The following is a 26,089-nucleotide window of genomic DNA, read 5'->3' on the forward strand; positions in this document are numbered from 1 at the left end:
GGACAGCCCGACGATCCCTGACAGATGACAGCTGTGACCTGCGTCACCACACCTTCACGACCGGCACATGGGCGCCCTCGGCCACCCACTGACGCGTGATGCGCTCCAGCTTCTCGGGGTTGACCTGGATGTGGAGTGCCTCGATACGGCCGGTGGCGGTGTCGAGGCACATCACACCGGCGATCTTCCCGCCGACCTCGATGAGCACGGCAGGACCGCCGTTGACGACGGCGGAATGGAGGGCGACGGCGCCACCGACCTGCGCCCGCTTGGCCGCGGTCGGCCGGAAGAGCCCCCGCAGATACCGCGCGACGCCGAGCGCCCCGACGACCGGGCTGCGGCGGGCGCTGACCCGGCCGCCACCGTCGGCGACGCTGACCGCGTCATCGACGAGCAACCGGATCAGCGGCTCGGTGTCACCGCTGAGGGCAGCCTCCAGGAACTCCTCGACGATCTTCCGCGCGGCGGCCGCGTCGACCTTGACCCGGGACCGGTCCGCGCTGACGTGCTGCTTGGCCCGCCGGTAGATCTGCTGGCAGTTGGCCTCGGTGAGATCAAGAATCTCCGCGATCTCCCGGTGCGAGTACGCGAAGGCCTCCCGCAGGACGTACACGACGCGCTCGTTGGGCGACAGCCGCTCCATGAGGGTCAGCACCGCGAGGGAGACCGACTCGCGCTGCTCGGCGGTGTCGGCCGGGCCGAGCATCCGGTCACCGGCCAGGACCGGTTCCGGAAGCCACTCCCCCACATAGGTCTCGCGCCTGGCCCGCGCCGAAGTGAGCTGGTTGAGGCAGAGGTTGGTGAGCACCTTGGTCAGCCACGCCTCGGGCACCTCGATCCGCGCCCGGTCGGCCGCGTGCCAGCGCAGGAACGTGTCCTGCACCGCGTCCTCGGCGTCACCGGCCGACCCGAGGAGCCGATAGGCGATGGCCTCCAACCGGCCCCGGAACCTCTCGAACTGAGCAGCCTCGTGCGTACTGAGCGGCGTGGACGACATCCGCCCATGATCGCCCAACCACACGCACGGGCGCCAGGAACTTGAGCCGGGCAGATACGCCACTGCGGGGCTTCTGGCGTGGCGCCCGTCGACGAGATGGCGGGACACCGCCGACCGGCGCCCAGGCGGCGATCACCCCGCCGGGCCTGGCCGGAGCGTCGCAGTGCGCACACCGCGCCCATCAAGCGCACTGGGCGTGGACCATGCTCCGGACATGAAAAAACCCCAGGTCACGGCGAGTGAGTCCTGGGGTGATTCCGAGCCGCCTTCGGGATTCGAACCCGAGACCTACGCATTACGAGTGCGTTGCTCTGGCCAACTGAGCTAAGGCGGCGCGCCGTGCGCACCGTGGTGCGATCAGCAACGCGGCCAAGTCTACACAGTTCCGCGGGGTGCTCCTGACCACCCCTGTTCGAGGGGGTCGGCGCAGCTCAGGTGCACTTCTTGTCGGCGGGCGGGGGCGTGCCCTCCAGGAGGTAGGTGTTGATCGCGGTGTCGATGCAGTCGCTGCCACGGCCGTACGCCGTGTGGCCGTCGCCCTCGTAGGTGAGGAGTCTGCCGGAGGACAGCTGGGAGGCGAGGGACCGCGCCCATCTGTAGGGGGTGGCCGGGTCGCGGGTGGTGCCGACCACCACGATCGGGGCCGCCCCCTTCGCCTCGATGCGGTGCGGGGTGCCGGTGGCCTTGACCGGCCAGTACGCGCAGTTCAGGATCGCCCAGGCGAAGCCCTCGCCGAAGACCGGGGACGCCTTCTCGAAGGACGGGAGCGCCGCGGCCACCGCGTCGGGGCCGGAGAAGGCGGGGGGCAGGTCGAGGCAGTTCACGGCCGCGTTGGCGTACATGAGGTTCGCGTACTTCCCCTCCGCGTCCCGCTCGTAGTACGAGTCGGCCAGGGTCAGCAGGCCCCCGCCGTCGCCGTTCATCGCGCGCGTGAGGCTGGTGCGCAGCTCGGACCAGGTCGTCTCGTCGTACATCGCGGCGATCACGCCGGTCGTGGCGAGCGACTCGCCGAGCTTGCGGGACTCGCCGGTCCCGATGGGCTTGGCGTCGAGCTCGGCGAAGAACTTCTTCAGGCGCGCCGAGGCGTCCGCCACCGAGGCCGTGCCCAGCGGGCAGTCCTTGCGCGGGACGCAGTCCGCCGCGAACGACTGGAACGCCGTCTCGAAGCCCGCCGTCTGGTCGCGGTTCATCTCCAGGGCCGGCAGGGACGGATCGATCGCCCCGTCGAGGACCAGGCGGCCGGTGCGGTCCGGGAAGAGCTCGGCGTAGGTCGCGCCCAGGAAGGTGCCGTAGGAGGCGCCCACGTAGTGCAGCTTCTCGTCGCCCAGGAGCTGCCGCAGGAGGTCCATGTCTCGGGCCGCCTCGACGGTGGAGACATGCGGCAGGATCTTGCCCGAGCGCTTCTCGCAGCCCTGCGCGAAGTTCTTGAACGAGGTCGCCAGCGCGGTCTTCTCGGCGGCGTCGTCCGGGGTCTGGTCGACCTGGGTGTACGCGTCCATCTCATGGTTCGTCAGGCACTCGACGGGCTCGCTGCGGGCCACGCCGCGCGGGTCGACGGCCACCATGTCGTACCGCGCCCGGACCGGGTCGGGGTAGCGGAGGCCCGCGTACTGCTGGAGGTAGCCCACGGCCGAGCCGCCGGGGCCGCCCGGGTTGACCAGGAGCGAGCCGATCCGCTTGCCCGGGCCCGTGGCCTTCTTGCGGGCGACCGCGAGTTTGACGGCGGGGCCCGTCGGCTGGCCGTAGTCGAGCGGCGCCTTCATGGTGGAGCACTCGAAGCCCGGTACGCCGCACGCCCGCCAGGTGAGCTTCTGCCGGTAGTACGCGCGCAGCGCGGCCGACGTCTGGGCGCCCGACGCCGAGGTGGTGGAGGCCGTCGCGGTGGTGGACGAGCCGCCGGACGAGCATCCCGAGACGAGGAGCCCCGCGGTCGCGACGGCGAGGGCGGAGGAACGGAGCAGACGCCTGGAGTCCATGCCCGGAGCGTAACCGGCGAGTGACGGCATGTGCCCCGTCGGCCGCCGCACGACGGCTCGTACGAGTGAGCCGGTCAACCGGCGCGACGGCGTGTCGCACCGGCGCGACCGGCACGGCCCGCGCTCGTTCCGCGCGGCACCGGCGGGCACCGGCGGGCACCGGCGGGCACCGGCGGGCACCGGCGGCAGCGTGCGCCCGGGCGCTTCAGCCCGCGCGCAGCGCCAGCGTCATCGCCTCCACCGCGAGCAGGGGCGCCACATTGCGGTCGAGCGCCTCGCGGCAGGCGAGGACGGCCTCTATCCGCCGCAGGGTGCGCTCGGGCGTGGAGCCGCGCGCGATGCGGTCCACCCCGTCGCGCACCTCCTCGTTCGCCAGGGCGATGCGGGAGCCGAGCTGGAGCGCCAGGACGTCGCGGTAGAAGCCGGTGAGCTCGGTGAGCGCGAGGTCCAGGCTGTCGCGCTGCGTACGCGTCTTGCGGCGCTTCTGGCGGTCCTCCAGCTCCTTCATCGCCCCGGCGGTGCCACGCGGCATACGGCCCCCGGCCTGGCCGCCGAGCGCCGCCTTCAGGTCCTCGGTCTCCTTCACGTCCACCTCGTCCGCGAGCTGCTTGGCGTCCTCGGCGGCGGTGTCGACCAGCTCCTGGGCGGCCTTGAGGCAGCCGCCCACGTCCTCGACCCGCAGCGGCACCTTCAGCACGGCGGCCCGGCGGGCCCGCGCGCGCTCGTCGGTGGCCAGCCGGCGGGCCCGGCCGATGTGGCCCTGGGTGGCGCGGGCGGCGGCGAGGGCGGTCTCCGGCGGGATGCCGTCACGGCGGATCAGCACATCGGCGACGGCCTCCACCGGCGGCGTCCGCAGCGTCAGATGGCGGCAGCGCGAGCGGATCGTGGGCAGCACGTCCTCCAGCGAGGGTGCGCACAGCATCCACACCGTGCGCGGCGCGGGCTCCTCCACGGCCTTCAGGAGCACATTGCCCGCGCCCTCGGTCAGCCGGTCGGCGTCCTCCATGACGATCACCTGCCAGCGGCCGACGGCGGGCGAGAGCTGGGCGCGCCGGACCAGGTCGCGGGTCTCCTTGACGCCGATGGAGAGCAGGTCGGTGCGGATGATCTGCACGTCCGCGTGCGTGCCGATCAGCGCGGTGTGGCAGCCGTCGCAGAACCCGCAGCCGGGCTGACCGCCCAGCTGGCGGTCGGGGCTGACGCACTGGAGCGCGGCGGCGAACGCGCGCGCGGCCGTGGAGCGGCCCGATCCCGGCGGACCGGTGAACAGCCACGCGTGCGTCATCTTCGACCCGTCCGGCACGGGCTCACCGGCCGAGACCGCGGTCACCAGCGCGTCGGCGTCACGCGCGGCCGCGGCCAGCTGCTCCTGCACCCGGTCCTGGCCGACCAGGTCGTCCCACACCGTCATGGGTCACCGCCTCCGCGCTCTGTTCCGCCCCGTACGTCCCCGCTACGACCCCATTGTGGGCCAGGGGTCGGACAATCCCGTCCGGGGCGGCCTTCCCACAGGTCAACGACGCAATCAGCGGTGCAAGTCAGCGACGCAGGTCAGCGGCGGCGGCCCCGGCGGTCGTCATCGTCGTCCGGGTGCGGTCCGAGCAGCTCGTCGGCGAGCGTGGGCAGATCGTCCAGCGGGGTCTCCTCGGCCCAGTCCGACCGCCGCTTGGGCCGCCTGCCCCCCTTCGGCCGTGCCTCGGGCCCGGCCTCCGCGCCGGAATCCGCGCCCAGCCGTTCCGGGTCGACCTGCGGCAGCTCCCGCGTCCGCTCGTTCGGCCGCTCGGACTGCTCCGGTCCGGACTGGTCCCGCCCGGGCCGCTCCCGCTCGTCGCGGAAGATCCCCGGCGGGAACCGGTCACCGTCACCGTCCCCGGCCCCTTCCCTTACGGACGGCAGCACGGCCGTCTCGTCCGCGTCCCGCACGGGCGGCAGCACCGTCGTCTCCTCGGCGTCCCGCACGGGCGGCAGGACCGTCGTCTCCTCGGCCTCGGCCGGGAACTGCGGCAGAACCGTGGTCTCGGCGTCCGGGGCGGGAGTGTGCGCGCCCGGGACCCGGACTTGCTGGGTGACCTCGTTGGGGCTCACCCCGTGGTTCCCCTCGACGCCCGCTCCAGGGCTCGTCGCGGGGCCGGTCCCGCGGCCCGCCGCGGGATCCACGACGGGCGTCGGGACCGTCACCTCGGCGGCCGACTCCGGCGCCGAAGCGGCTGCGGGCTTCCGCTTCGCGCGCGTGGCCGGAGTCTCGTCCCCGCGCTTCGCCGCACCGGCACGCGTGCCCGCACCCGCAGCGTTCGACCCCGTGGCAGATGTGGCAGATGTGGCAGCCGTGGCGGACGAAGCCGTCGCCGCCGCAGCGGCCGCCGCGGTCGCCGCCTCGGCGAGCCGCCGGGCCTCCTCCGCCCGCCGCAGCGCCTCCTCGGCCTTGCGCTGCTTCTCCAGGCGGCGCTCCTCGGCCTCGGCGCGCAGCCGGGCCTCCTCCTCGGCCTGCTTGCGCAACCGCTCCTGCTCGGCCGCGGCGGCCCTGGCCTCGGCCTCGCGCCGGACGCGCTCCTCCTCGGCGAGGCGCCTGGCCTCCTCGGCCCGCAGCCGCGCCTCCTCGGCCTGGCGCTCCTCCTCGCGGCGGCGCGCCTCCTCCAGCTCGCGCCGCTTGCGCTCCTCCTCCTCGGCGCGCAGCTTGGCGAGCTGCGCCTGGCGCTCGCGCTCCAGGCGCTCCTCCTCGGCCTTGCGCGCCGCCTCTTCCTCGGCCCTGCGCCTGGCTTCCTCCTCGGCCGCCCGGCGCGCCTCCTCCTGGGCCTTCACCTCGGCCTCGGAGAGCGGCAGCATCTGATCGAGCCGATGGCGTACGACGGTGGTGACCGCCTCGGGCTCCTGGGCCGCGTCCACCACCAGGTAGCGCGACGGGTCGGCGGCCGCGAGGGTGAGGAACCCGGCACGTACGCGCGCGTGGAACTCGGGCGGCTCCGACTCCAGCCGGTCCGGCGCCTCGGTGAACCGCTCGCGCGCGGTCTCCGGCGCGACGTCGAGGAGCACCGTCAGGTGCGGCACGAGACCGCCGGTCGCCCAGCGGTTGATCCGGGCGACCTCGGTCGGCGACAGGTCGCGCCCGGCGCCCTGGTAGGCGACCGAGGAGTCGATGTAGCGGTCCGAGATGACGATCGCGCCGCGCTCCAGGGCGGGGCGGACCAGCGAGTCGACGTGCTCGGCGCGGTCCGCCGCGTACAGCAGGGCCTCCGCGCGGTTGGACAGACCGGCGCTGGAGACGTCGAGCAGGATCGAGCGCAGCCGCTTGCCGACCGGGGTGGCGCCCGGCTCGCGGGTCACCACGACCTCGTGACCCTTGGCCCTTATCCACTCGGCCAGCGCCTGCGCCTGGGTGGACTTGCCCGCGCCGTCCCCGCCCTCCAGGGCGATGAAGAAGCCGGTGGCGGCCGGGGCCTGCACCGGGTCGGCGCCGCGCAGCGCGTCGCGCAGATCGTGCCGCAGCGGTACGCCCTGGCGGTCGTCGGTCTTGGCGAGGACGACCGCGGCGACCGGCAGCAGCAGCGCGCCGACCAGCATCAGCGTGAACCCGGCACCGCCGTGCGCGAAGACGAAGCCGTCGCCCGCGAGGCGGTGCGGGCCGATGGCTGCGGCGACCAGCGGGGCGAGGATCGCGCCGAGGCCGATCGCGACCCGGACGACCGCCTGGAGGTGGTCGGTGGTGCGGGCCCGGCGGTACTCCTCGGTCTCCTGGTCGATCAGCGTGTGGCCGCTGTTGGCGGCGACACCGGCCGCGACCCCGGCGGCCAGCGCGATGAACAGCACGGTCGCCGTGTCCGGGACCAGGCCCATCGCGAGCAGCGCGACACCGGTGGCAGCGATCGCGAGCGCCAGCAGGCGCCGCCGCGACAGCACCGGCAGCACCTTGGGAGCGACGCGGACGCCGGCGCCCGTGCCGCCGATCAGCGCGAGGACCAGCAGGGCGAACGAGGCCGGGCCGCCGTCGAGGTCGGCCGCGTGCAGTACGGCGACGGCCGCCGCCGCGGCGATCGCGCCCGCGACCGCGCCGCAGGCCAGGACGAGCAGCGGGACCGCGCCCGTACGCCCCTTGTCGGGGCCGGTGCCGGTCGAGGGCCTGCGCAGCCCCTCCAGCGGCGAGCGGGCGCGCGGAGTCGTGGAGTCCGGAAGCTGGAGCATCGCCAGGACGGAGACGGACGCGGCGAAGAGGCCGGCCGCCAGATACGAGCCGAGGGCCGCCTGGTGGAGCGTGAACCAGTCGATGCCCTTGCCGAACACCTTGCCGACCAGCACGGCCACCAGCAGGGCGGCCGCGGCCACGGGCATGGACGCGAACGTCGTCCGCAGTGAAAGGCGCCGCAGCGCGTCCAGGTGGTCGGGCAGCGGGCGCACGGCGGCGCCCTCCAGCGGCGGCGCGGGCAGCAGCGCGGGCGCCGCGCTCTCCTTGCACACCGTCCAGAACCGTTCGGCGCCCCCCGCCACGAAGGCGGTGCCCAGCAGGAAGAAGAGCGCGTTGTCGGGGGTCCAGTCGATCCACAGCGGCGCGACGATCAGCAGCGCGGCGCGTACGCCGTCCGCCCCGATCATCGTCCAGCGCCGGTCCAGGGGGCCGCCGGGCGCGGTCAGCGCGGAGACGGGCCCGAGCAGCACGGCCCCGAAGAGGAACGTCGCGAAGGCGCGCGCCCCGAGCACCGCGGCCACGGCGAAGGCCGCGCCCCGGTAGCCCCCGCCGAGGGCTTCCTCCAGGACCGCCGCCTGGAGCGCGAGCAGCAGCAGGACGAGGACGGCCAGAGCGTCACCGGTCGCGCCCACGAACTGCGCGCTCCACAACCGCCGCAACGGAGGGATGCGCAACAGGGCGCGTACGGCCCGCTCGCGTGAGTCGGCGGCAAGGGCGTCGGAGACGGGGCTCACGACCGTGGGGGTCGTCCCTGCGCCTTCGGAGCTCTGGGGATGCTCGGCTCGCGTCATCCGCCCAGCCTATCCGGAGCGCCCAGGTCCCCGAGGGGCCGCCCGAACATACGGGCGGATTCCTCTCGCGGGTGGCGCGGCCGGGGGCATCACCCCGGCCGCGCCCTCGGCGTCCGTTCCACGTACGACCCGCGTCCGATCCGCGTTGGTCCCGCGTCCGTTCCGCGTGCCGTCCGCGTCCGTCCGGCCCCCCGGGGCCGTCGGTGGTTACTCGGCCGCGGCCGTCTTCTTCGCGGCCGTCTTCTTGGCCGGAGCCTTCTTCGCCGTGGCCGCGGTCTTCTTGGCGGCCGTCTTCTTCGCCGCGGTCTTCTTGGCGGGCGCCTTCTTGGCGGCGGCCTTCTTCGCCGTCTTCTTGGCGGGTGCCTTGGCACGCTTCTCGGCGAGCAGCTCGTACCCGCGCTCCGGCGTGATCTCCTCCACGCTGTCCCCGGTCCGCAGGGTCGCGTTGGTCTCGCCGTCCGTGACGTACGGGCCGAAGCGGCCGTCCTTCACGACGACGGGCTTCTCGCTGACCGGGTCGGTGCCGAGCTCCTTGAGCGGCGGCTTCGCGGCCGCGCGCCCACGCGCCTTGGGCTGCGCGTAGATCGCCAGCGCCTCTTCCAGGGTGATGGAGAAGAGCTGGTCCTCGGTCTCCAGGGAGCGCGAGTCCGTGCCCTTCTTCAGATACGGCCCGTACCGCCCGTTCTGCGCGGTGATCTCGACGCCCTCGGCGTCGGTGCCCACCACCCGCGGCAGCGACATCAGCTTCAGCGCGTCCTCGAGCGTGACCGTGTCCAGGGCCATCGACTTGAAGAGCGAGGCCGTACGCGGCTTGACCGCGTTCTTCCCCGTCTTCGGCGTGCCCTCGGGAAGGATCTCGGTGACATACGGCCCGTACCGGCCGTCCTTCGCCACGATCTGGTTGCCGCTCACCGGGTCGGTGCCCAGCTCGAAGTCGCCGCTCGGCTTGGCGAGCAGCTCCTCCGCGAGCTCCACGGTCAGCTCGTCGGGTGCCAGGTCCTCCGGCACGTCGGCGCGCTGGTGGCCCTCGGCGTCCTTCTCCCCGCGCTCGATGTACGGCCCGTAGCGGCCGACCCGCAGCACGATCCCGCTGCCGACGGGGAAGGAGGAGATCTCGCGCGCGTCGATCGCGCCGAGGTCGGTGACCAGCTCCTTCAAACCGCCGAGGTGGTCCCCGTCGCCGTTCCCGGCGTCGGAGGCGGTGCCCGCTCCGGCCTCGCCCTCACCGAAGTAGAAGCGCTTGAGCCACGGCACGGACTTGGCCTCGCCGCGCGCGATGCGGTCGAGGTCGTCCTCCATGCGCGCGGTGAAGTCGTAGTCGACGAGCCGGCCGAAGTGCTTCTCCAGCAGGTTGACCACGGCGAAGCTCAGGAAGGACGGGACGAGCGCCGTGCCCTTCTTGAAGACGTAGCCGCGGTCGAGGATCGTGCCGATGATCGACGCGTACGTCGAAGGACGGCCGATCTCGCGCTCTTCCAGCTCCTTGACCAGCGAGGCCTCGGTGTAGCGGGCCGGGGGCTTGGTCGCGTGGCCGTCCGCGGTGATCTCCTCGGCCGACAGCGCGTCGCCCTCGGAGACCTGCGGCAGACGCCGCTCGCGGTCGTCCAGCTCCGCGTTCGGGTCGTCGGCACCCTCGACGTAGGCCTTCATGAAGCCGTGGAAGGTGATCGTCTTGCCGGACGCGGTGAACTCCGCGTCCCGCCCGTCGCTCGCCCGGCCCGCGATCTTCACGGTGACGGAGTTGCCGGTCGCGTCCTTCATCTGGGACGCGACGGTCCGCTTCCAGATCAGCTCGTAGAGCCGGAACTGGTCACCGGTCAGGCCCGTCTCGGCCGGAGTGCGGAAACGGTCGCCCGAGGGACGGATCGCCTCGTGCGCCTCCTGCGCGTTCTTGACCTTGCCGGCGTACGTACGCGGCTTCTCCGGGAGGTAGTCCGCGCCGTACAACTGCGTGACCTGCGCACGGGCCGCCGACACCGCGGTCTCGGAGAGCGTGGTGGAGTCCGTACGCATATAGGTGATGAAGCCGTTCTCGTACAGCTTCTGGGCGACCTGCATGGTGGCCTTGGCCCCGAAGCCGAGCTTGCGGGAGGCCTCCTGCTGGAGCGTCGTCGTACGGAACGGGGCGTACGGCGAGCGGCGGTAGGGCTTGGACTCCACCGAGCGCACGGCGAAGGCGGAGTCGGCGAGGGCGGCGGCAAGGGCCCGGGCGTTGGCCTCGTCGAGGTGGAGGACGTCGCTCTTCAGTTGTCCGTCGGGACCGAAGTCGCGGCCCTGCGCCACACGGCGGCCGTCGACCGCCGCGAGCCGTGCCACCAGCGAGGACGGGTCGGAGGCGTCGCCCGCCCGGCCGGTGGAGAACGTCCCGGTCAGGTCCCAGTACTCAGCAGAACGAAAAGCGATGCGCTCGCGTTCCCGCTCCACCACGAGCCGGGTCGCCACCGACTGGACGCGGCCCGCCGAGAGCCTCGGCATGACCTTCTTCCACAGCACCGGCGAGACCTCGTAGCCGTAGAGGCGGTCGAGGATGCGGCGTGTCTCCTGGGCGTCGACCATGCGCTGGTTGAGCTCGCGCGGGTTGGCGACGGCGTCCCGGATGGCGTCCTTGGTGATCTCGTGGAAGACCATCCGGTGGACGGGGACCTTCGGCTTCAGGACTTCCTGGAGGTGCCACGCGATGGCTTCGCCCTCGCGGTCCTCATCGGTGGCGAGGAAGAGTTCGTCGGACTCGGCAAGAAGCTCCTTGAGCTTCTTGACCTGCGCCTTCTTGTCGGCGTTGACGACGTAGATGGGCTGGAAGTCGTGCTCGACGTCCACGCCCAGGCGGCGCACCTCGCCGGTGTACTTGTCGGGCACCTCGGCGGCGCCGTTCGGCAGGTCGCGGATGTGCCCGACGCTCGCCTCGACGACATAACCGGGGCCCAGGTAGCCCTTGATCGTCTTCGCCTTGGCAGGAGACTCGACGATGACGAGTCGGCGGCCGCCCTTTGCGGTCTCGCTGGTCGGGGACAACTTCGCTCTTCTCTCCGGTCGGCACTCGGGTGGCACGTACTGGCTGTACGGTCGCTGCGGAGTGTGACGGTACAACCCGCCCCCGTGTCAAACAGCAAAAGCCCGCAGCGGCCACTCGAACGGTAACCCGACTTACGGCGAGTCTGCCGCCTGGACCGTCCCGATGCGTTCCGAAAAGCGTTTCGTCCCAGCGCAGGGCCGGAAACGGATCCGGGCGGCCCGGCGCGGCGCCCGGGGCCCCCGGGACTCACAGGCGTGTGAAGGACCACACCCCGGCCGCCAGGAAAAGCGCGCCGACGAGGGCGGCCAGCGCCGCCGAGGCCACGAGGCCCGCCCCGTCCGCCACGGGCACCCGGTGGCGCACCCGGACCCCCGTCCACAGCAGCAGCGCGCCCCCGAACAGTACGAAGACCGTCCCCGCGAACACGGCCGGACCGGCCTCCGCCCCACCCATCCCGTTCATGGCGCGGATCCTGGCACCCGCGCAAGGAGTCCCGGCGAACTCCGGGTGAACGGCCGCACCCCGTCCGGCCGGGCCGCGACGCACGGGCGCGCGGGGTCGGCAGGGACGGCAGGGGCCGGGGTGAACGGATGCGGCGGGCGGGGCGGGGCGATACGGCGGGGACCGGTGGGGTTGGCCGAATTCACCCCCTTGCCCCCCTGCCCGCACCCGGCGCCTTCCACCGGGCCGCCCCCGCCGCGTGCGGGAGCGCCCCTCCCTCAGCTGTCGTACGCGGCCCATCGCCCAGGGCCGTCCCGACGAGCGGCCAGAGGCGCGCGCGTCACTGCCCGACCGGCTCCAGGAAGCCCTGTCCGACCAGCATCCGGATCGACTCCGGGGTGCGGTCGCGCAGCAGGACCGGGTCCTCCCCGATCAGCTGGGCGATGGCGTCCAGGATGCGGCCCGCGTCCAGCTCGCCGTCGCAGACGCCCGCGAAGCCCGCGCCGACCGTGTCCACCGTGGTGGCCCGGCGCATGCCCCGGTTCTGCCGCAGCACCACGTGCTCCGGGTCCTCGGCGCCCGGTAGCCCGACCTGCTCCTGCACCACCTCGTCGGCGAGGCGGAACCGGTCGGCGAGCAGCGCCGCGTCGTCGTGGGTGCGCAGATACTCCTGCCGCTCGAAGTGGGCCCGGATGGTCTCGCCGAGCGGCTGCTCGACGGGGTGCGGCCACTCCTCGACGGTGATCGAGGGCTCCTCGGAGCCGGACTTGTGGAGCGTGATCCAGCCGAAGCCGATCGCCCTGGTCCCGCGCGCCTCGAACTCGTCGAGCCACGCCTCGTACCGCTCGGCGTAGGCCTCGGGGCCGGTGCGGTGGTCCCCGGCGTCGCGCAGCCACAGCTCCGCGTACTGCGTGACGTCCTGGACCTCGCGCTGCACGATCCAGGCGTCGCAGCCGCGCGGCACCCACGAGCGCAGCCGCTCCTGCCACTCCTCGCCGTCCACGTGCTGCCAGTTGGCGAGGAACTGCGCGTAACCCCCCTCGTTCAGCCGGGCTCCCGCCTGCTGGACGAGCGTGTGGCACAGGTCGTCGCCGCCCATGCCGCCGTCCCGGTACGTCAGCCGGGCGCCGGGCGAGATGACGAACGGCGGGTTGGACACGATCAGGTCGAACGTCTCGTCGCCCACCGGGTCGTAGAGCGAACCCTCGCGCAGCTCCGCCCCGGGGACGCCGGACAGGGCGAGGGTGAGCCGGGTGAAGGCCAGCGCGCGCGGGTTGAGGTCGGTGGCGGTGACGCGGGTCGCGTGCTGTGCGGCGTGCAGCGCCTGGATGCCGGAGCCGGTGCCGAGGTCGAGGGCGGAGGCGACGGGCGTGCGGACGGTGAGCCCGGCGAGCGTGGTGGAGGCGCCGCCGACCCCGAGGACCATCGCCGCGTCCGCCCGGCCGCTCGCGCCTCCCGCACCGCCGACGGCGCAGCCGAGGTCGGAGACGATGAACCAGTCCTGCCCCTCGGGACCGCCGTACGGCCGCACGTCAACGGCGGCGCGCACCTCCTCACCCGTCCGGGTGAGCCAGCCGTCCTCCAGGGCCTCGTCGCCCGGCAGGGCCGCCCTGACACGCTCGTGGGCGACGGGCTGCTGGAGCAGGAACAGCCGCACGAGCGTGTCGAGCGGAGTGTCGCCGCGCGTCGCGCGCAGGGCGGGCACCGTCTCGCTGCGGGCCAGCGCGGCGTAGGCGGGGGCGCCGAGCAGGTCGAGCAGGCCGTCGGCGGTGAAGTCGGCGGCGAGCAGGGCTTCGCGGAGCCGGGCCGCGCGGTCGGGCACGGGCAGGCCGGCGGGCGGGTCGGTGGGAACACTGGTCGTACTCACCCCGCCATTGTGGCGGCTCGCGCCGACAAACACCCACGGCCCGGCGCCCACCTGGGGACCGGGCCGTGCGAGAGGGCGTCCGCGACGCGTCGGGGCGCCGCCGCGCGCGTGCTACTCGGCGCTCGCCGAGGACGAGGGCCTGGCCGACTCGGACGGCTTGGCCGACTCTGACGCCTTGGCCGACTCCGACGGCGTGGCGGACCCCGAGGGCTTCGCCGACTCCGAGGGCTTCGCCGACGACGACGCCGAGCCCGAGGGGGACGCCTGCCCGGAGGCGGCGCCACCGGCGGCGGGCGAGGCGGAGGAGGGCGCGGAGGCGGTCTGCTTCTGGCAGCCGGGCTGCTTCTGCATCGCCTTGCCGAGCTCGCCGGACTCCAGCCTCTTGAGGGCGTCGTCGCTGCTCTTGCTGATGGTGTTCAGCTGGTCGGCCACGCCCTTGAGGCCGTCGGCGAACTTCGCCTGGTCGCCGGTGTCGAGCGCGTCGACCTTCTTCTTGAGGTCGGCGTACGAGACGGAGGACGCGGTCAGCTCCTTGGCCGCCTCCTGCTGGGTCTTGTCGCCGTCCTCGACGGGCGGTTCCCCGGCCTTGTTGAGGCTGTCGGCCAGCGACTTGTACGCGTCGGAGATCTGCTGGAAGGCAGCCGAGTCCGTCTTCTGGACGTCGGCCGGCTTGCTCTCGTCGGCCGTCTGCTTCTCGATGGAGGCGTTGGCGTCAGTGATCTTCTTGATCTGCGGCTGGGCCTGGTCGCAGAAGGTCTTGGCCCAGTCGTTCACCTTCTTGTCCGAGTCGTCGCTGCTGCAACCCGACAGTGCGAGCACCAGTACCGCGCCGCCGGACAGTGCGGCCGCAAGCTTCTTGTTCACCGGATCGGTCCCTTCCAAGGCTCTCGGCCCCGGAACATACACGCCAAGTGGGCGACAACCGCGTGTCGTACGTCTGATCTGCTCGCTTTTGCAGCCATTTGCACCAAGGGAGACAAGGCTCACGACGTCAAAGCGACGGGCGGACGGTGCGTCAATCCGCACCGCCCGCCCGCTCTTGTCGTGCTCTTGCTAGGAAACGACCGCCGGGTCAGCCGACTTGGCGGTCATCTCGTGATTTCCCTCGTCCCCCACCGCCACTCCGCGGCGCTTGGAGACGTACACCGCGCCGACGATGACGGCGGTGGCGAGCACCGCCACGACCGTGCGCACGGCGGGGCTGGCGTCAGCCCCGTAGCTGAACTTGACGATCGCCGGCGCGATGAGCAGCGCGACCAGGTTCATCACCTTCAGCAGCGGGTTGATGGCCGGGCCCGCGGTGTCCTTGAACGGGTCGCCCACGGTGTCGCCGATGACGGTGGCGGCGTGGGCCTCACTGCCCTTGCCTCCGTAGTTGCCGTCCTCGACCATCTTCTTGGCGTTGTCCCACGCGCCACCGGAGTTGGCGAGGAAGACGGCCATCAGCGTGCCGGTGCCGATCGCGCCCGCGAGGTAGGAGCCGAGCGCGCCGACGCCGAAGGTGAAGCCGACCGCGATGGGCGCCAGCACCGCGAGCAGGCCGGGGGTCGCCAGCTCCCGGAGCGCGTCCTTCGTACAGATGTCGACGACCCGTCCGTACTCCGGCGTCTCGCTGTAGTCCATGATCCCGGGGTGCTCGCGGAACTGCCGCCGCACCTCGAAGACCACCGCGCCCGCCGACCGGGACACCGCGTTGATCGCGAGACCCGAGAACAGGAAGACGACGGCCGCGCCCAGCATCAGGCCCACCAGGTTGTTGGGCTGGGAGATGTCCATGCTCAGCGTCATCTCGCCGGACTTGGCGCCCACGTCGTCGACCGCGGTGGCGATGGCGTCGCGGTACGAGCCGTAGAGCGCCGCCGCCGCGAGGACCGCGGTGGCGATGGCGATGCCCTTGGTGATGGCCTTGGTGGTGTTGCCCACGGCGTCCAGGTCGGTGAGGACCTGGGCGCCGGCGCCCTGGACGTCGCCGGACATCTCCGCGATGCCCTGCGCGTTGTCGGAGACCGGGCCGAAGGTGTCCATGGCGACGATCACGCCGACCGTGGTGAGCAGACCGGTACCGGCCAGCGCCACCGCGAACAGGGCGAGCATGATCGAGGTGCCGCCGAGCAGGAAGGCCCCGTAGACGCCCAGACCGATCAGGAGGGCCGTGTAGACGGCGGACTCCAGGCCGATGGAGATACCGGCCAGGACGACCGTCGCGGGGCCCGTGAGCGAGGACTTGCCGATGTCGCGGACGGGGCGCCGGGTGGTCTCGGTGAAGTATCCGGTCAGCTGCTGGATGACGGCCGCGAGCACGATGCCGATCGCCACCGCGACCAGCGCCAGGATCCGCGGGTCGCCGCCGTGCGTCTTGATGGCGGCGTCGGTGACCCCGTCCAACTCGGCGTATGTGGACGGCAGATAGATGTAGACGGCCGCAGCCACCAGGGTGAGGGAGATCACCGCGGAGATGAAGAAGCCGCGGTTGATGGCGGACATCCCGCTGCGGTCGGCGCGCCGCGGGGCGACCGCGAAGATGCCGATCATCGCGGTGACCACGCCGATCGCCGGGACGATCAACGGGAAGGCGAGGCCGGAGTCGCCGAAGGCCGCCTTGCCGAGGATCAGCGCGGCGACCAGGGTCACGGCGTACGACTCGAAGAGGTCCGCGGCCATGCCGGCGCAGTCGCCGACGTTGTCGCCCACGTTGTCGGCGATGGTGGCGGCGTTCCTCGGGTCGTCCTCCGGAATGCCCTGTTCCACCTTGCCGACGAGGTCGGCGCCGACGTCCGCGGCCTTGGTGAAGATGCCGCCGCCGACACGCATGAACATGGCGATCAGCGCGGCGCCGAGGCCGAAGCCCTCCAGGACCTTGGGAGCGTCCGCGGCGTAGACCAGGACGACGATGGAGGCACCCAGCAGGCCGAGGCCCACCGTGAACATGCCGACCACGCCGCCCGTACGGAAAGCGATCTTCATGGCTTTGTGCGAAACGGCCGTGAGATCCTTTTCGGGTTCGCCTTCCGCAGGGGTCGCCTCGCGGGCGGCGGCCGCCACGCGCACATTCGCGCGTACGGCCAGTCGCATACCGACGTATCCGGTCGTCGCCGAGAAGAGCGCGCCGATCAGGAAGAAGGCAGACCGGCCCGCTCGCTGCGACCAGTTGTCGGCCGGCAGCAGGAAGAGCAGGAAGAACACCACGACGGCGAAGACGCCGAGGGTGCGCAGCTGCCGGGCCAGATAGGCATTCGCGCCTTCCTGTACGGCCGCCGCGATCTTCTTCATCGACTCGGTGCCCTCGCCGGCCGCCAGTACCTGGCGGACCAGCAGCTGGGCCACGACCAGGGCCGCGAGGGCCACGGCCGCGATGACGATCACGATCAACCGGTTGCCGTCGGTCAGTACCGCGGCCGCGAGTGAAGTGGGGTGATCGAGTTCTTGTGGGTTGAAGAGCCCCGCCATTCGTCCTCCTTGACGTTCAGAGCCCAAGATGTGGACGGATTGTAGGGAGCGGAACACGATCAAAACAGGGCGCGGCCAGCGGAATTGACCTTCAGTCGCTCATCAGCAAATGATCGCGCCACGAAAAGGCCCCCGAAAGCGGTAATGGGGCAAAAGCATTGACGGCTGATCAACGATCTAGAGAATAATCCCTAAAAACGAAAAAGGCCCTGCTCAGCAGGGCCTGTTCGGGGGGGGGTCCGGGGACCGGTCAGGGCTCGGTGGTCGCCCCGGTGATCGGCCAGGTCATACGGATGACACCGCCGTACTCGTCCGAAGTGACCTCCACGTCGTCGACGAGGCCGCTGATGACCGCGAGGCCCATCCCGTCCTCCCCGCCGTCGTCCGGCTCCTGCTCGGTGGTGGCCCCGCGCCCGCTCGGCGCGGTGCCCCCCGAACCCGGGCCGGGCACCTCGTCGCCGACCTCGATGGAGAACGACTTCTCCTCCTCGGTCAGCGCGACGCGCACCGGCGCCGTCAACCCATACGCGCGGTGCAGCCCCACGGCACGGCTGCACGCCTCGCCGACGGCGAGCCTGACCTCGTCGAGGACCGCCTCGTCCACCCCTGCTCGGCGCGCCACGGCGGCCGCCACCAGGCGGGCCGTCCGGACGTGTTCGGGCTGGGCGCTGAAGCGGAGTTCAACGGTGGCCATGCGATCCCCCTCGAACGTACGGGCGTGCTTGTCAGGGGCCCCGGGCCTGGATCGGCCCGGTGCCCCTGTGCTTCCTCCGGAGCCGTCAGTCAGTGGCGTTGACGGCTTCGTCGACCGAGCCGTGGATCGGGAACACCTTGGTGAGCCCGGTGATCCGGAAGATCTTCAGAATGCGCTCCTGGTTGCAGACGAGCCGCAGGGAGCCCTCGTGGGCACGGACACGCTTGAGTCCGCCCACGAGCACGCCGAGGCCGGTGGAGTCGAGGAAGTCCACGCCCTCCATGTCGACAACCAGGTGGTAGCTGCCGTCGTTCACCAACTCGACCAACTGCTCGCGCAGCTTGGGCGCGGTATACACATCAATCTCGCCACCGACCTCGACGACCGTACGGTCGCCACCAGGGCCGGACACATTGCGAGTCGACAGGGACAGGTCCACGGATCCTCCAGCACCTTGCTATCGAGCGGCCGCTCCCTGAGTCTCCCCGGCGGAGCCAGAGAACGGATCGCCAGCCGCGATGGCATTCAATCACTTACCAGCAGCCATGCACGACGCCTTGGGACCATTGTCCGTCACGCCAGTGACACACTCGGTGCCGATGGCCAGGAATCTCCGCCCCAGAACACCCGCCCAGGGCACGGGTGAACGACCCGACCCCGGCACGGTCCTGCACCGGCTCGCCTCGGGGGCGGACCGGGCTGCGCGCATCACTCATACGGAGCACTTGCCCCCGCGTGAGGGCCGCCATGCAGTCTGGCCCCACCGCATCCGCCCGGAAGTGATCAACGCCATTCAGCGGGCCGGCGTGGAGCACCCCTGGGCCCACCAGGCGGCCGCCGCCGAGCACGCCCTGGACGGCGAGTCCGTGGTGATCGCCACCGGCACCGCCTCGGGGAAGTCCCTGGCCTACCTCGCCCCGGTCCTCAGCACGCTCCTGGACGGCTCCGAGGCCCCGAACGGACGCGGCGCCACCGCTCTCTACCTGGCCCCCACCAAGGCCCTGGCGGCCGACCAGCGGCGCTCGGTGAAGGCCCTCGCCCAGCCCCTGGGCAACGCGATCCGGCCCGCCGTCTACGACGGCGACACGCCGGTCGAGGAACGCGAATGGGTGCGCCAGTACGCGAACTACGTCCTCACCAACCCGGACATGCTGCACCGGGGCATACTCCCCGCCCACCCCAGGTGGTCCTCCTTCCTGCGCGCGCTGCGCTATGTCGTCATCGACGAGTGCCACACCTACCGGGGCGTCTTCGGCTCCCACGTCGCCCAGGTCCTGCGCCGTCTGCGCCGGCTCTGCGCCCGCTACGGCGCGGACCCCGTCTTCCTCCTCGCCTCCGCCACCGCCGCGCAGCCGTCCGTGGCCGCCGGCCGGCTGACCGGCCTGCCCGTCGTCGAGGTCGCCGACGACGCCTCGCCGCGCGGTGAGGTGGTCTTCGCCCTGTGGGAGCCGCCGCTCACCGACCTCATCGGCGAGAAGGGCGCGCCCGTACGCCGCACCGCCACCGCCGAGACCGCCGACCTCCTCACCGATCTCGCCGTCCAGGGCGTGCGCACGGTCGCCTTCGTCCGCTCCCGGCGCGGCGCCGAGCTCGTCGCCGTCATCGCCCAGGAACGGCTGTACGAGGTGGACCGCACCCTCGCCCGCCGGGTCGCCGCCTACCGGGGCGGCTACCTCCCCGAGGAGCGCCGGGCCCTGGAGCAGGCCCTGCACTCCGGCGAACTGCTCGGCCTCGCCGCCACCTCCGCCCTGGAGCTGGGCATCGACGTGTCGGGCCTGGACGCCGTGATCATCTCCGGCTATCCCGGCACCCGGGCCTCGCTGTGGCAGCAGGCGGGGCGCGCCGGGCGCTCGGGCGAGGGCGCGCTGGCGATCCTGGTCGCCCGGGACGACCCGCTGGACACCTACCTCGTCCACCACCCCGAGGCGCTGTTCCAGCAGCCCGTCGAGTCGACCGTGCTCGACCCGGACAACCCCTACGTCCTCGCCCCGCACCTGTGCGCGGCCGCAGCCGAACTGCCTCTCACCGAGTCCGACCTCGCCCTCTTCGGACCGGCGAGCCCCGGCCTGATGCCGCAGCTGGAGGCCGCGAAGCTGCTCCGGCGCCGGGCGTCGGGCTGGCACTGGACCCGCCGCGAGCGGGCCGCCGACCTCGCCGACATCCGGGGCGAGGGGGGCCGCCCGGTCCAGATCGTCGAGGCGTCGACGGGACGGCTGCTCGGCACGGTCGACGCGTCCGCCGCCCACACCGCCGTCCACGACGGCGCCGTCCACCTCCACCAGGGCCGTACGTACCTGGTGGAGCACCTGGACCTGGACGACCCCGCCGGTCCTGTCGCCCTCGTCGAGGAGGCGAGTCCGCCCTATTCGACCGTCGCCCGTGACACCACCTCCATCTCCGTGCTCGACACCGAGACCGACATTCCCTGGGGGGCCGGCCGCCTCTGCTACGGCTCCGTCGAGGTCACCAACCAGGTCGTCTCCTTCCTGCGCCGCAAACTCATCACCGGCGAGGTGCTCGGCGAGACCAAGCTGGACCTGCCGCCCCGCACCCTGCGCACCCGGGCCGTGTGGTGGACGGTCACCGAGGACCAGCTCGACGCGGCCCGGATCAATCCGGAGACCCTCGGCGGCGCCCTGCACGCCGCCGAGCACGCCTCCATCGGCATGCTGCCGCTCTTCGCCACCTGCGACCGCTGGGACATCGGCGGCGTCTCCGTCCCGCTGCACCCGGACACCCTGCTGCCGACGGTCTTCGTGTACGACGGCCAGCCGGGGGGCGCCGGGTTCGCGGAGCGCGCCTTCCACACCGCGCGCGAGTGGCTGACGGCGACCCGCGAGGCCATCGCCTCCTGCGAGTGCGAGGCGGGCTGCCCGTCCTGCGTGCAGTCCCCCAAGTGCGGCAACGGCAACGACCCGCTCCACAAGCGCGGCGCGGTCCGGCTCCTCACGGAGCTGCTCCGAGGGGCGCCGGAGGGGCCGCAAGGGCCGCAGGGGACGGAGAAGGAGACTGCGCAGGAGGAGGCTCCGCCGGGCCCGCCCGGGACCTGACCGCCGGGGCGTACGGGCCGAACCTCGCCCGTACGGTCACGTCGGCGATCTCCCCCGTCACCGTGCACCGCACCACCTCGCCGCCCTGTGCTCCGGCGACCCGGACCGCCCCGGCGCAGGCCTCGGCCGTCCCCCACAGCGCCCGGTCGGCCGCCGCCAGCGCGGCCAGGTCCGCCGCACCGCCCGCCCGGTGCCGGGCCGCCACGGCCTGCCCGAGGGCGAGGACCGCCGCGAACACCACGCAGAGCGCGGAGGCGGCCACCGCCACCCAGACGGACGCCGAGCCCCGGTCCCCGGCACGGGCCGGGCGGGAGCCGACGGGAGCGCCCCGCGTGCCCGACCTCATCGCTCCTCCCCGTGCCGAGCCCCCGTCCCCGGCATGGGCCGGGCGGGATCCGACGGGAGCGCCCCGCGCACCCGGCCTCATCGCCCCTCCCCGGCCAGGGGCCGCCCGACCGTGTCCTCCGCCAGCGCCGCCGCGTCCCCGCTCAGCGTCAGGGCCAGCACGTGGGGCCCCGGGGTCGCGGCCTCCACGCGTACGCGCCACAGGCCGCCGTCCCGCCGCAGGGCGACCTTCGCCCCGGGCGGGGCCGCCGAGCGGGCGGCTTCCAGCACCGCCTGCTCGGCCTCGGACCTGGCGGCCGCCCGAGCCCCGGCCCGGGCCGCGTCCAGGCACTGGATCTGCGCGGCGGCCGCCATCAGCCCCCACAGCAGTGCCAGGGCGAACGCGGCCAGCGCCGGGATCACCACAGCCGCCTCGGCCGTCACGAAGCCCCGGTCGGCCCGGACCCCGCGCCCGCGCCCCACGGACGGAGGCCCCTTGCCGGACCGGCGGCCGTCCGGCCCGGGAGCAGCGTCCTCAGAACTGCACATCGAGCGCCCTCCCCACCAGCGACTGGAGCGCCGAGGAGACGGCCTCGCTCGTCACCACCTTGTAGAGCACCGCCGCGAAGCCGCACGCGGCGATGGTTCCCACCGCGTACTCGCTGGTCGTCATCCCGGCGTCCCCGCGCATCCGCCGCGCGACACCCCGCATCCATGTCCTCATCCCAACCCCCATGCCGGTTCTTTCCTGGTCGTGTCTTGTGATCTGTGATCTGTTCGTCTGTTGGTCCCGCGTGTTCAGCTCCGGAGCAGCCCTCCGGCCAGCCCGATCACCACCGGTGCCACTCCGGCGGCCAGGAACGCGGGCAGGAAGCAGAGCCCCAGCGGCCCTGTGATCAGTACGCCCGCCCGCCGCACCCGGGCGGCCGTCGTCCGGGCCCGCTCGGCACGGCAGCGCTCGGCCACCCGGCCTACGGGGCCGGCCGCCGGCGCCCCCGAGGAGGCGGCCCGCTCCAGGCACCGGGCAAGCCCCGCCGCGCCCGGTATCTCCCCCAACCTCCCCCACGCCTCGGCGGGACCGCCCCCCAGTCGCAGCTCGGCGGCGATCTGCGCCAGCCGCCGCCCGACCGGGCCGTCCAGCGATTCGCCCACGGCCCCGGCCGCCTCGCGCGGTCCCGCCCCGGCCGACAGACAGGCGGCCAGCAGGTCCGCCGCGAGCGGCAGCTCCGGGTCCACCGCTTCGGTTCCGGAGCGCGCCCGCTGCGGCTCCCGGCGGCGGGCCCAGCGCCCGGTCCCGTACGCCGCCGCCAGTCCCACCCCCGCTCCAGCCGCTCCGCCGATCAGTACGTACGCGGCGGCCAGCACCCCCAGGGGCGCGGCCCAGGCACCGGCCCGGCTCCGGGCAGACGCCCCGGGGCGTGCGCCCGTGCCCAGCCGCCGGGCCACCGGTGACCGGACGGCCGACAGCCAGGTACCCGGCGACCGCGTGGCCGACGGCCATCTATCCGCCCGCACAAGGCCCGCGCCCCGCCGTCGCACCGCCCGCTCCCGGGCGCGCCGGGCGACCTCCAGCGCTGTCCACAGGAGGAGGGCCGCGAGGGCGACCGTCACCCCCAGGCTGTGGAAAACCTCCGGGCACACCCCCTCGGCCTCGCCCCCGGAGCCAAGCCCCGGCCCCGCCCCCGAGCCCAGTTCCCGTCCGAGCTTTCCGCTCACCGCCCTTCCCCCGCCCGGGTGATCCGCGCCGTCCAGTACAGCCCCACCGCCTCCAGCACACCGGCCAGGGCCAGACAGCCCAGGCCGGCCGGGGTGTGGAGCAGGACCCGCAAGGGGTTCGCGCCCATCGCCGTGCCGAGCAGGAGGCCGAGGACGGGCAGCAGGGCCAGCAGCGCGGCCGTCGTGCGCGGCCCGGTCAGCTGGGCCCTCAGCTCCTCCCGCTGGTCCCGCTCGGCCCGCAGCGCCGCTTCCAGGCGCTCCAGCCCGGCCGCGAGGCCCGCGCCCCCGTCGACCGCCACCTGCCAGCACGCGGCCGCGCCCGCGAGTCCCTCGGCACCCGGTTCACGGGACGCCTCCCGCAGGGCCCCGGGCACATCGCCGCCGAACCGCGCCGCCGCCAGCACCAGAGGTTCTGCGGCGCCGAGGGCCTCCGTGTCCCGGGTGGCCAGGGTCAGCGCCTGGCCGGGCTGGCGTCCCGCCCGCAGCTCCCCGGCGACCGCGCCGCACCAGGAGACGACCTCGTCCCCCCGGCGCCACCGGGCCCGTTCGCGCTCCCGGGCCCGCAGCCGCCGCCCCACCAGCGGTACCGCCACCGCCCCGGCGGCCAGGGGCAGTGCCGAGTCCGCCAGCACCGCCACGGCCACCGCCGCCGGCGCGCACAGCCACTCTGGACGCGCCCTGGCCCGCAGCCGCCCCCAGAGCCGCCCCCATGGCGGCTCGTCCGGTTCCACCGCACCTCCCGCGACGATGAGCCGGGCCCTGCGCAGCCCCTGCTCCCGCCCCACCGAGAGCCAGGCCGCCGCGAAGGCGCACACGGCCGCCGCCGAGACGGGGGTGAGCCCGGGCGGACCGGTCGCCGTCCAGGCGCTCACCACGCGCCCCCGAGCAGCACCCGCAGCCGTTCCCAGCCGGGCTCCTGCACGAAGCCGCCCACACCCCAGCGCAGCGCCGGGACGGCCACCACCAGGCCCGCCGCGTCCCGTTCGAGGACCCGGACCTCGGCGACCCGGCGCCGGCCGGTCCTGTCCCGTACGAGATGGAGGACCACCGAGAGCGCCGCCGCCATCTGACTGTGCAGGGCCGCCCGGTCGAGCCCGGCCGCCGTGCCCAGCGCCTCCAGCCGGGCGGGGACGTCCGCGGCCGTGTTGGCGTGCACCGTGCCGCAGCCGCCCTCGTGGCCGGTGTTGAGCGCTGCCAGGAGGTCGGTGACCTCGGCGCCGCGGACCTCACCCACGACCAGCCTGTCCGGCCGCATCCGCAGGGCCTGGCGCACCAGGTCCCGCAGGGTCACCAGGCCCGCGCCCTCCTGGTTGGCGGGCCGTGACTCCAGCCGGACCACATGGGGGTGGTCCGGCCTCAGTTCGGCCGAGTCCTCGGCCAGGACGATGCGCTCGCGCTCTCCCACGAGGCCCAGAAGCGTCGACAGCAGGGTGGTCTTGCCGGAGCCCGTGCCGCCGCTCACCAGGAAGGAGACCCGGGCCGCGACCAGGGCCCGCAGCACTCCCTCCCCGCCCGGGGGCACCGTCCCCGCCGCGACCAGCTCGTCCAGGCAGAACGCCCTCGGCCGCACCACCCGCAGCGACAGGCAGTCCGCTCCGACCGCGACCGGCGCCAGCACCGCGTGCATCCGGGTCCCGTCGGGCAGCCGGGCGTCCACCCACGGCCGGGCGTCGTCGAGGCGCCGTCCGGCCACCGCGGCCAGCCGCTGGGCCAGGCGGCGCACCGCGGCCGTGTCGCTGAAGCGGACCCCGGTGAGCTCAAGCCCCGCGCCCCGGTCCACCCAGACCCGGTCCGGGGCCGACACCAGGACGTCCGTCACCCGGGGGTCGGCTAGCAGCGGCTCCAGCGGGCCCGTCCCGACCAGCTCGGAGCGCAACTCCTCTGCGCCGCCCAGGACTTCCGCGTCGCCGAGGAGGCGGCCCTGGGCCCGCAGCGCCGCCGCGACCCGGGCCGGGGTCGGCTCGGCCCCGCTCTCCGCGAGTCGGCGGCGCACCGCGTCGAGCAGCGGCCTCGGCGCGGCGCCCTGCCCCGGCGCACCGGGAGACGCCCCCGGCGGCATCCCGCCGCCACCACCGCCCGCCGCCCTGCGGCCCGTACGCGCGCGTCCCGTATTCATGCTCATGCGACCGCACCTCCCGTCAACGCCTGCTCCCAGAAGGCCGTGCAGAAGCGGGAGAGCGGACCGCGCACCTCGCTGCCCGGCGGGGCGCCCTTCTCCTGGGCCTCCAGCAGGCCGTACTCCACCGGGAGTTCACCGGCCAGGGGCAGCCCCAGGGCGGCCGCCACCCACTGCTCGTCGAGCCCCGCCGCGTACGGACCGCGGACCACCGCCCGCAGGTCCCGCAGCACCATGCCGACCGAGGAGGCGACCCTGTTCGCCGCCGCCACCGCCCGCAGTTCGGCCGGGACGACGAGCAGCCCCAGGTCGAGCTGGGCCAGGGCCTCCGCCACCGCGTCGTCCACCCGCCTGGGCAGGTCGACGACGACCACGCCGCCGCGTCTGCGCGCGGCCGCGAGGACCGCGCGCATCGCCTCCGCCGGGATCGCCACCGCATCGCCCCGGTCCCAGCTGAGGACGCGCAGCTCGTGCAGATGCGGCAGCGACTCCTCCAGCGCTCCTCCCGCGACCCGGCCGCGCGAGGCGGCGAAATCCGGCCACCGTCGGCCCTCGGCCTGCTCGCCCCCGAGCAGCACATCGAGGCCGCCTCCCAAGGGGTCGCCGTCGATGAGCATGGTGCGGCGGCCGGTCCGGGCCGCGGTCACCGCCAGGGCGCACGCGAGCGTCGAGGCCCCGGCCCCGCCCCGCCCGCCGACGACTCCGACGGTCAGCGCCTGGCGGCCCACGCCCTCCGCCGCGTCCGCGATCCGGTCGACCAGCCACTGCTCCGCGTCGGGCAGCCGCAGCACATGGTCGGCGCCGATCTCCACGGCCCGCTGCCACACACCCGGGTCGTCCTGGTCCCTGCCGACGAGCAGGACTCCGCGCCTTCGGGCGGCGCCGCGCACCCGGGCCGCCGCGTCGTCCCCGACGAGGACCAGCGGCGCGCTCTCCCAGCCGGACCGGCGCTCGGGCACCGAGTGATGGACCTCCGGCTCGGCTCCCGCGGCGGCGCACAGCCGCAGCAGATCGTCGAGCAGCGCCTCGTCCTCGGTCACGATCAGCGGCCCCGGACGCCGCCCCGGAACACCCGGTGACCGGTCGGACACGAAGGGTCCGTCCATGATCTCCGCCCCCTCTCCCTGCGATTCCCACGTCCGCGGATCTCGCGAACTGGAATCACGGTGGAGCGGTTCCGGAAATCGAGTGGATCTTGGTCGAAAACTGTGGACAACTCGCGGGTTGTGAATATTCCGTTCACCTATACCGGTGACTTCCGGAGCGCACCGGAACCATCACGCACAGTGACGAGTCTGGACAGGTGTGAGGGCGGAGCCGACGCGGCCCGAGGGAGGGGAAGGATCGTGTGCGAGGTCCGAAAATGCATCCGGACATGCGACGACCCCCGCCGGGGGGGAGAGCGGGGGTCGTCTTTCCGGCCGACTCGGGGGGGGAGGAGCCGGACCGGGTTAGCACGGTCGCGAACGATCCGTGACTT

General features: G+C 73.6%; 19 protein-coding genes and 1 tRNA gene. 1 reads left to right on the forward strand and 19 read right to left on the reverse strand.

What is annotated here, in order from left to right; translation table 11 throughout:
• Positions 1 to 43 precede the first annotated feature (43 nt).
• The 12 genes from ACZ4MU_RS27095 to ACZ4MU_RS27150 form a co-directional block, all read right to left on the reverse strand.
• Positions 44 to 997: an RNA polymerase sigma-70 factor gene (locus ACZ4MU_RS27095; RefSeq protein WP_467881541.1), complete on the reverse strand. Its 954-nt coding sequence runs from the start codon at positions 995 to 997 to the stop codon at positions 44 to 46.
• 260 nt (positions 998 to 1,257) lie between these two features.
• Positions 1,258 to 1,331, reverse strand: a tRNA-Thr gene (locus ACZ4MU_RS27100).
• A gap of 97 nt (positions 1,332 to 1,428) precedes the next feature.
• Positions 1,429 to 2,973: an alpha/beta hydrolase gene (locus ACZ4MU_RS27105; protein ID WP_467881542.1), complete on the reverse strand. Its 1,545-nt coding sequence runs from the start codon at positions 2,971 to 2,973 to the stop codon at positions 1,429 to 1,431.
• 205 nt (positions 2,974 to 3,178) lie between these two features.
• Positions 3,179 to 4,384 (reverse strand): DNA polymerase III subunit delta', encoded by a 1,206-nt coding sequence (locus ACZ4MU_RS27110; protein WP_467881544.1) that lies wholly within the window; start codon positions 4,382 to 4,384, stop codon positions 3,179 to 3,181.
• 140 nt (positions 4,385 to 4,524) lie between these two features.
• Complete coding sequence (gene tmk, locus ACZ4MU_RS27115; protein WP_467881546.1) at positions 4,525 to 7,941, reverse strand: dTMP kinase; 3,417 nt, start codon at positions 7,939 to 7,941, stop codon at positions 4,525 to 4,527.
• A 207-nt stretch (positions 7,942 to 8,148) separates the two neighbouring features.
• Complete coding sequence (topA, locus tag ACZ4MU_RS27120; RefSeq protein ID WP_467881548.1) at positions 8,149 to 10,953, reverse strand: type I DNA topoisomerase; 2,805 nt, start codon at positions 10,951 to 10,953, stop codon at positions 8,149 to 8,151.
• A gap of 247 nt (positions 10,954 to 11,200) precedes the next feature.
• Positions 11,201 to 11,416: a hypothetical protein gene (locus ACZ4MU_RS27125; protein ID WP_467881550.1), complete on the reverse strand. Its 216-nt coding sequence runs from the start codon at positions 11,414 to 11,416 to the stop codon at positions 11,201 to 11,203.
• Positions 11,417 to 11,735: 319 nt separating this feature from the next.
• A complete protein-coding gene (locus tag ACZ4MU_RS27130; protein ID WP_467881552.1) occupies positions 11,736 to 13,262 on the reverse strand; it encodes a DUF7059 domain-containing protein in 1,527 nt (508 codons plus the stop codon).
• 111 nt (positions 13,263 to 13,373) lie between these two features.
• Positions 13,374 to 14,126 (reverse strand): small secreted protein, encoded by a 753-nt coding sequence (locus ACZ4MU_RS27135; RefSeq protein WP_467881554.1) that lies wholly within the window; start codon positions 14,124 to 14,126, stop codon positions 13,374 to 13,376.
• A 189-nt stretch (positions 14,127 to 14,315) separates the two neighbouring features.
• Positions 14,316 to 16,709 (reverse strand): sodium-translocating pyrophosphatase, encoded by a 2,394-nt coding sequence (locus ACZ4MU_RS27140; protein ID WP_467881555.1) that lies wholly within the window; start codon positions 16,707 to 16,709, stop codon positions 14,316 to 14,318.
• Positions 16,710 to 16,959: 250 nt separating this feature from the next.
• A complete protein-coding gene (locus ACZ4MU_RS27145; protein WP_467881557.1) occupies positions 16,960 to 17,403 on the reverse strand; it encodes an ATP-binding protein in 444 nt (147 codons plus the stop codon).
• A gap of 85 nt (positions 17,404 to 17,488) precedes the next feature.
• Positions 17,489 to 17,842 (reverse strand): STAS domain-containing protein, encoded by a 354-nt coding sequence (locus ACZ4MU_RS27150; protein ID WP_053728100.1) that lies wholly within the window; start codon positions 17,840 to 17,842, stop codon positions 17,489 to 17,491.
• A 79-nt stretch (positions 17,843 to 17,921) separates the two neighbouring features.
• Here ACZ4MU_RS27150 and ACZ4MU_RS27155 point away from each other — a divergent pair, with 79 nt between their 5' ends.
• A complete protein-coding gene (locus tag ACZ4MU_RS27155) occupies positions 17,922 to 20,453 on the forward strand; it encodes a DEAD/DEAH box helicase (RefSeq protein ID WP_467881560.1) in 2,532 nt (843 codons plus the stop codon).
• On the opposite strand, the gene ACZ4MU_RS27160 is transcribed toward ACZ4MU_RS27155, so the two are convergent.
• The 7 genes from ACZ4MU_RS27160 to ssd form a co-directional block, all read right to left on the reverse strand.
• Positions 20,350 to 20,799, reverse strand: coding sequence for an Rv3654c family TadE-like protein (locus ACZ4MU_RS27160; RefSeq protein WP_467881561.1), 450 nt, complete (start codon positions 20,797 to 20,799; stop codon positions 20,350 to 20,352). The two genes, ACZ4MU_RS27155 and ACZ4MU_RS27160, sit on opposite strands and share 104 nt — an antisense overlap.
• A 77-nt stretch (positions 20,800 to 20,876) precedes the next feature.
• A complete protein-coding gene (locus ACZ4MU_RS27165; protein WP_467881562.1) occupies positions 20,877 to 21,326 on the reverse strand; it encodes a TadE family type IV pilus minor pilin in 450 nt (149 codons plus the stop codon).
• Positions 21,313 to 21,513, reverse strand: coding sequence for a DUF4244 domain-containing protein (locus tag ACZ4MU_RS27170; protein ID WP_467881564.1), 201 nt, complete (start codon positions 21,511 to 21,513; stop codon positions 21,313 to 21,315). Before ACZ4MU_RS27170 ends, ACZ4MU_RS27165 begins: the two co-directional genes overlap by 14 nt.
• 62 nt (positions 21,514 to 21,575) lie before the next feature.
• Positions 21,576 to 22,223, reverse strand: coding sequence for a type II secretion system F family protein (locus ACZ4MU_RS27175; RefSeq protein ID WP_467881566.1), 648 nt, complete (start codon positions 22,221 to 22,223; stop codon positions 21,576 to 21,578).
• Positions 22,224 to 22,489: 266 nt separating this feature from the next.
• Positions 22,490 to 23,365: a type II secretion system F family protein gene (locus tag ACZ4MU_RS27180; protein ID WP_467881568.1), complete on the reverse strand. Its 876-nt coding sequence runs from the start codon at positions 23,363 to 23,365 to the stop codon at positions 22,490 to 22,492.
• The gene (locus ACZ4MU_RS27185) at positions 23,362 to 24,552 is read right to left on the reverse strand and encodes a TadA family conjugal transfer-associated ATPase (RefSeq protein ID WP_467881648.1); all 1,191 of its coding nucleotides are present in this window, start codon (positions 24,550 to 24,552) and stop codon (positions 23,362 to 23,364) included. Before ACZ4MU_RS27185 ends, ACZ4MU_RS27180 begins: the two co-directional genes overlap by 4 nt.
• Positions 24,553 to 24,611: 59 nt before the next feature.
• Positions 24,612 to 25,715 carry a septum site-determining protein Ssd gene (gene ssd / locus ACZ4MU_RS27190; protein WP_467881570.1) on the reverse strand — a complete coding sequence of 368 codons (1,104 nt, stop codon included), beginning with the start codon at positions 25,713 to 25,715 and terminating at the stop codon, positions 24,612 to 24,614.
• Positions 25,716 to 26,089: the final 374 nt, after the last annotated feature.

This window comes from Streptomyces sp. NPDC026377 (assembly GCF_055567715.1).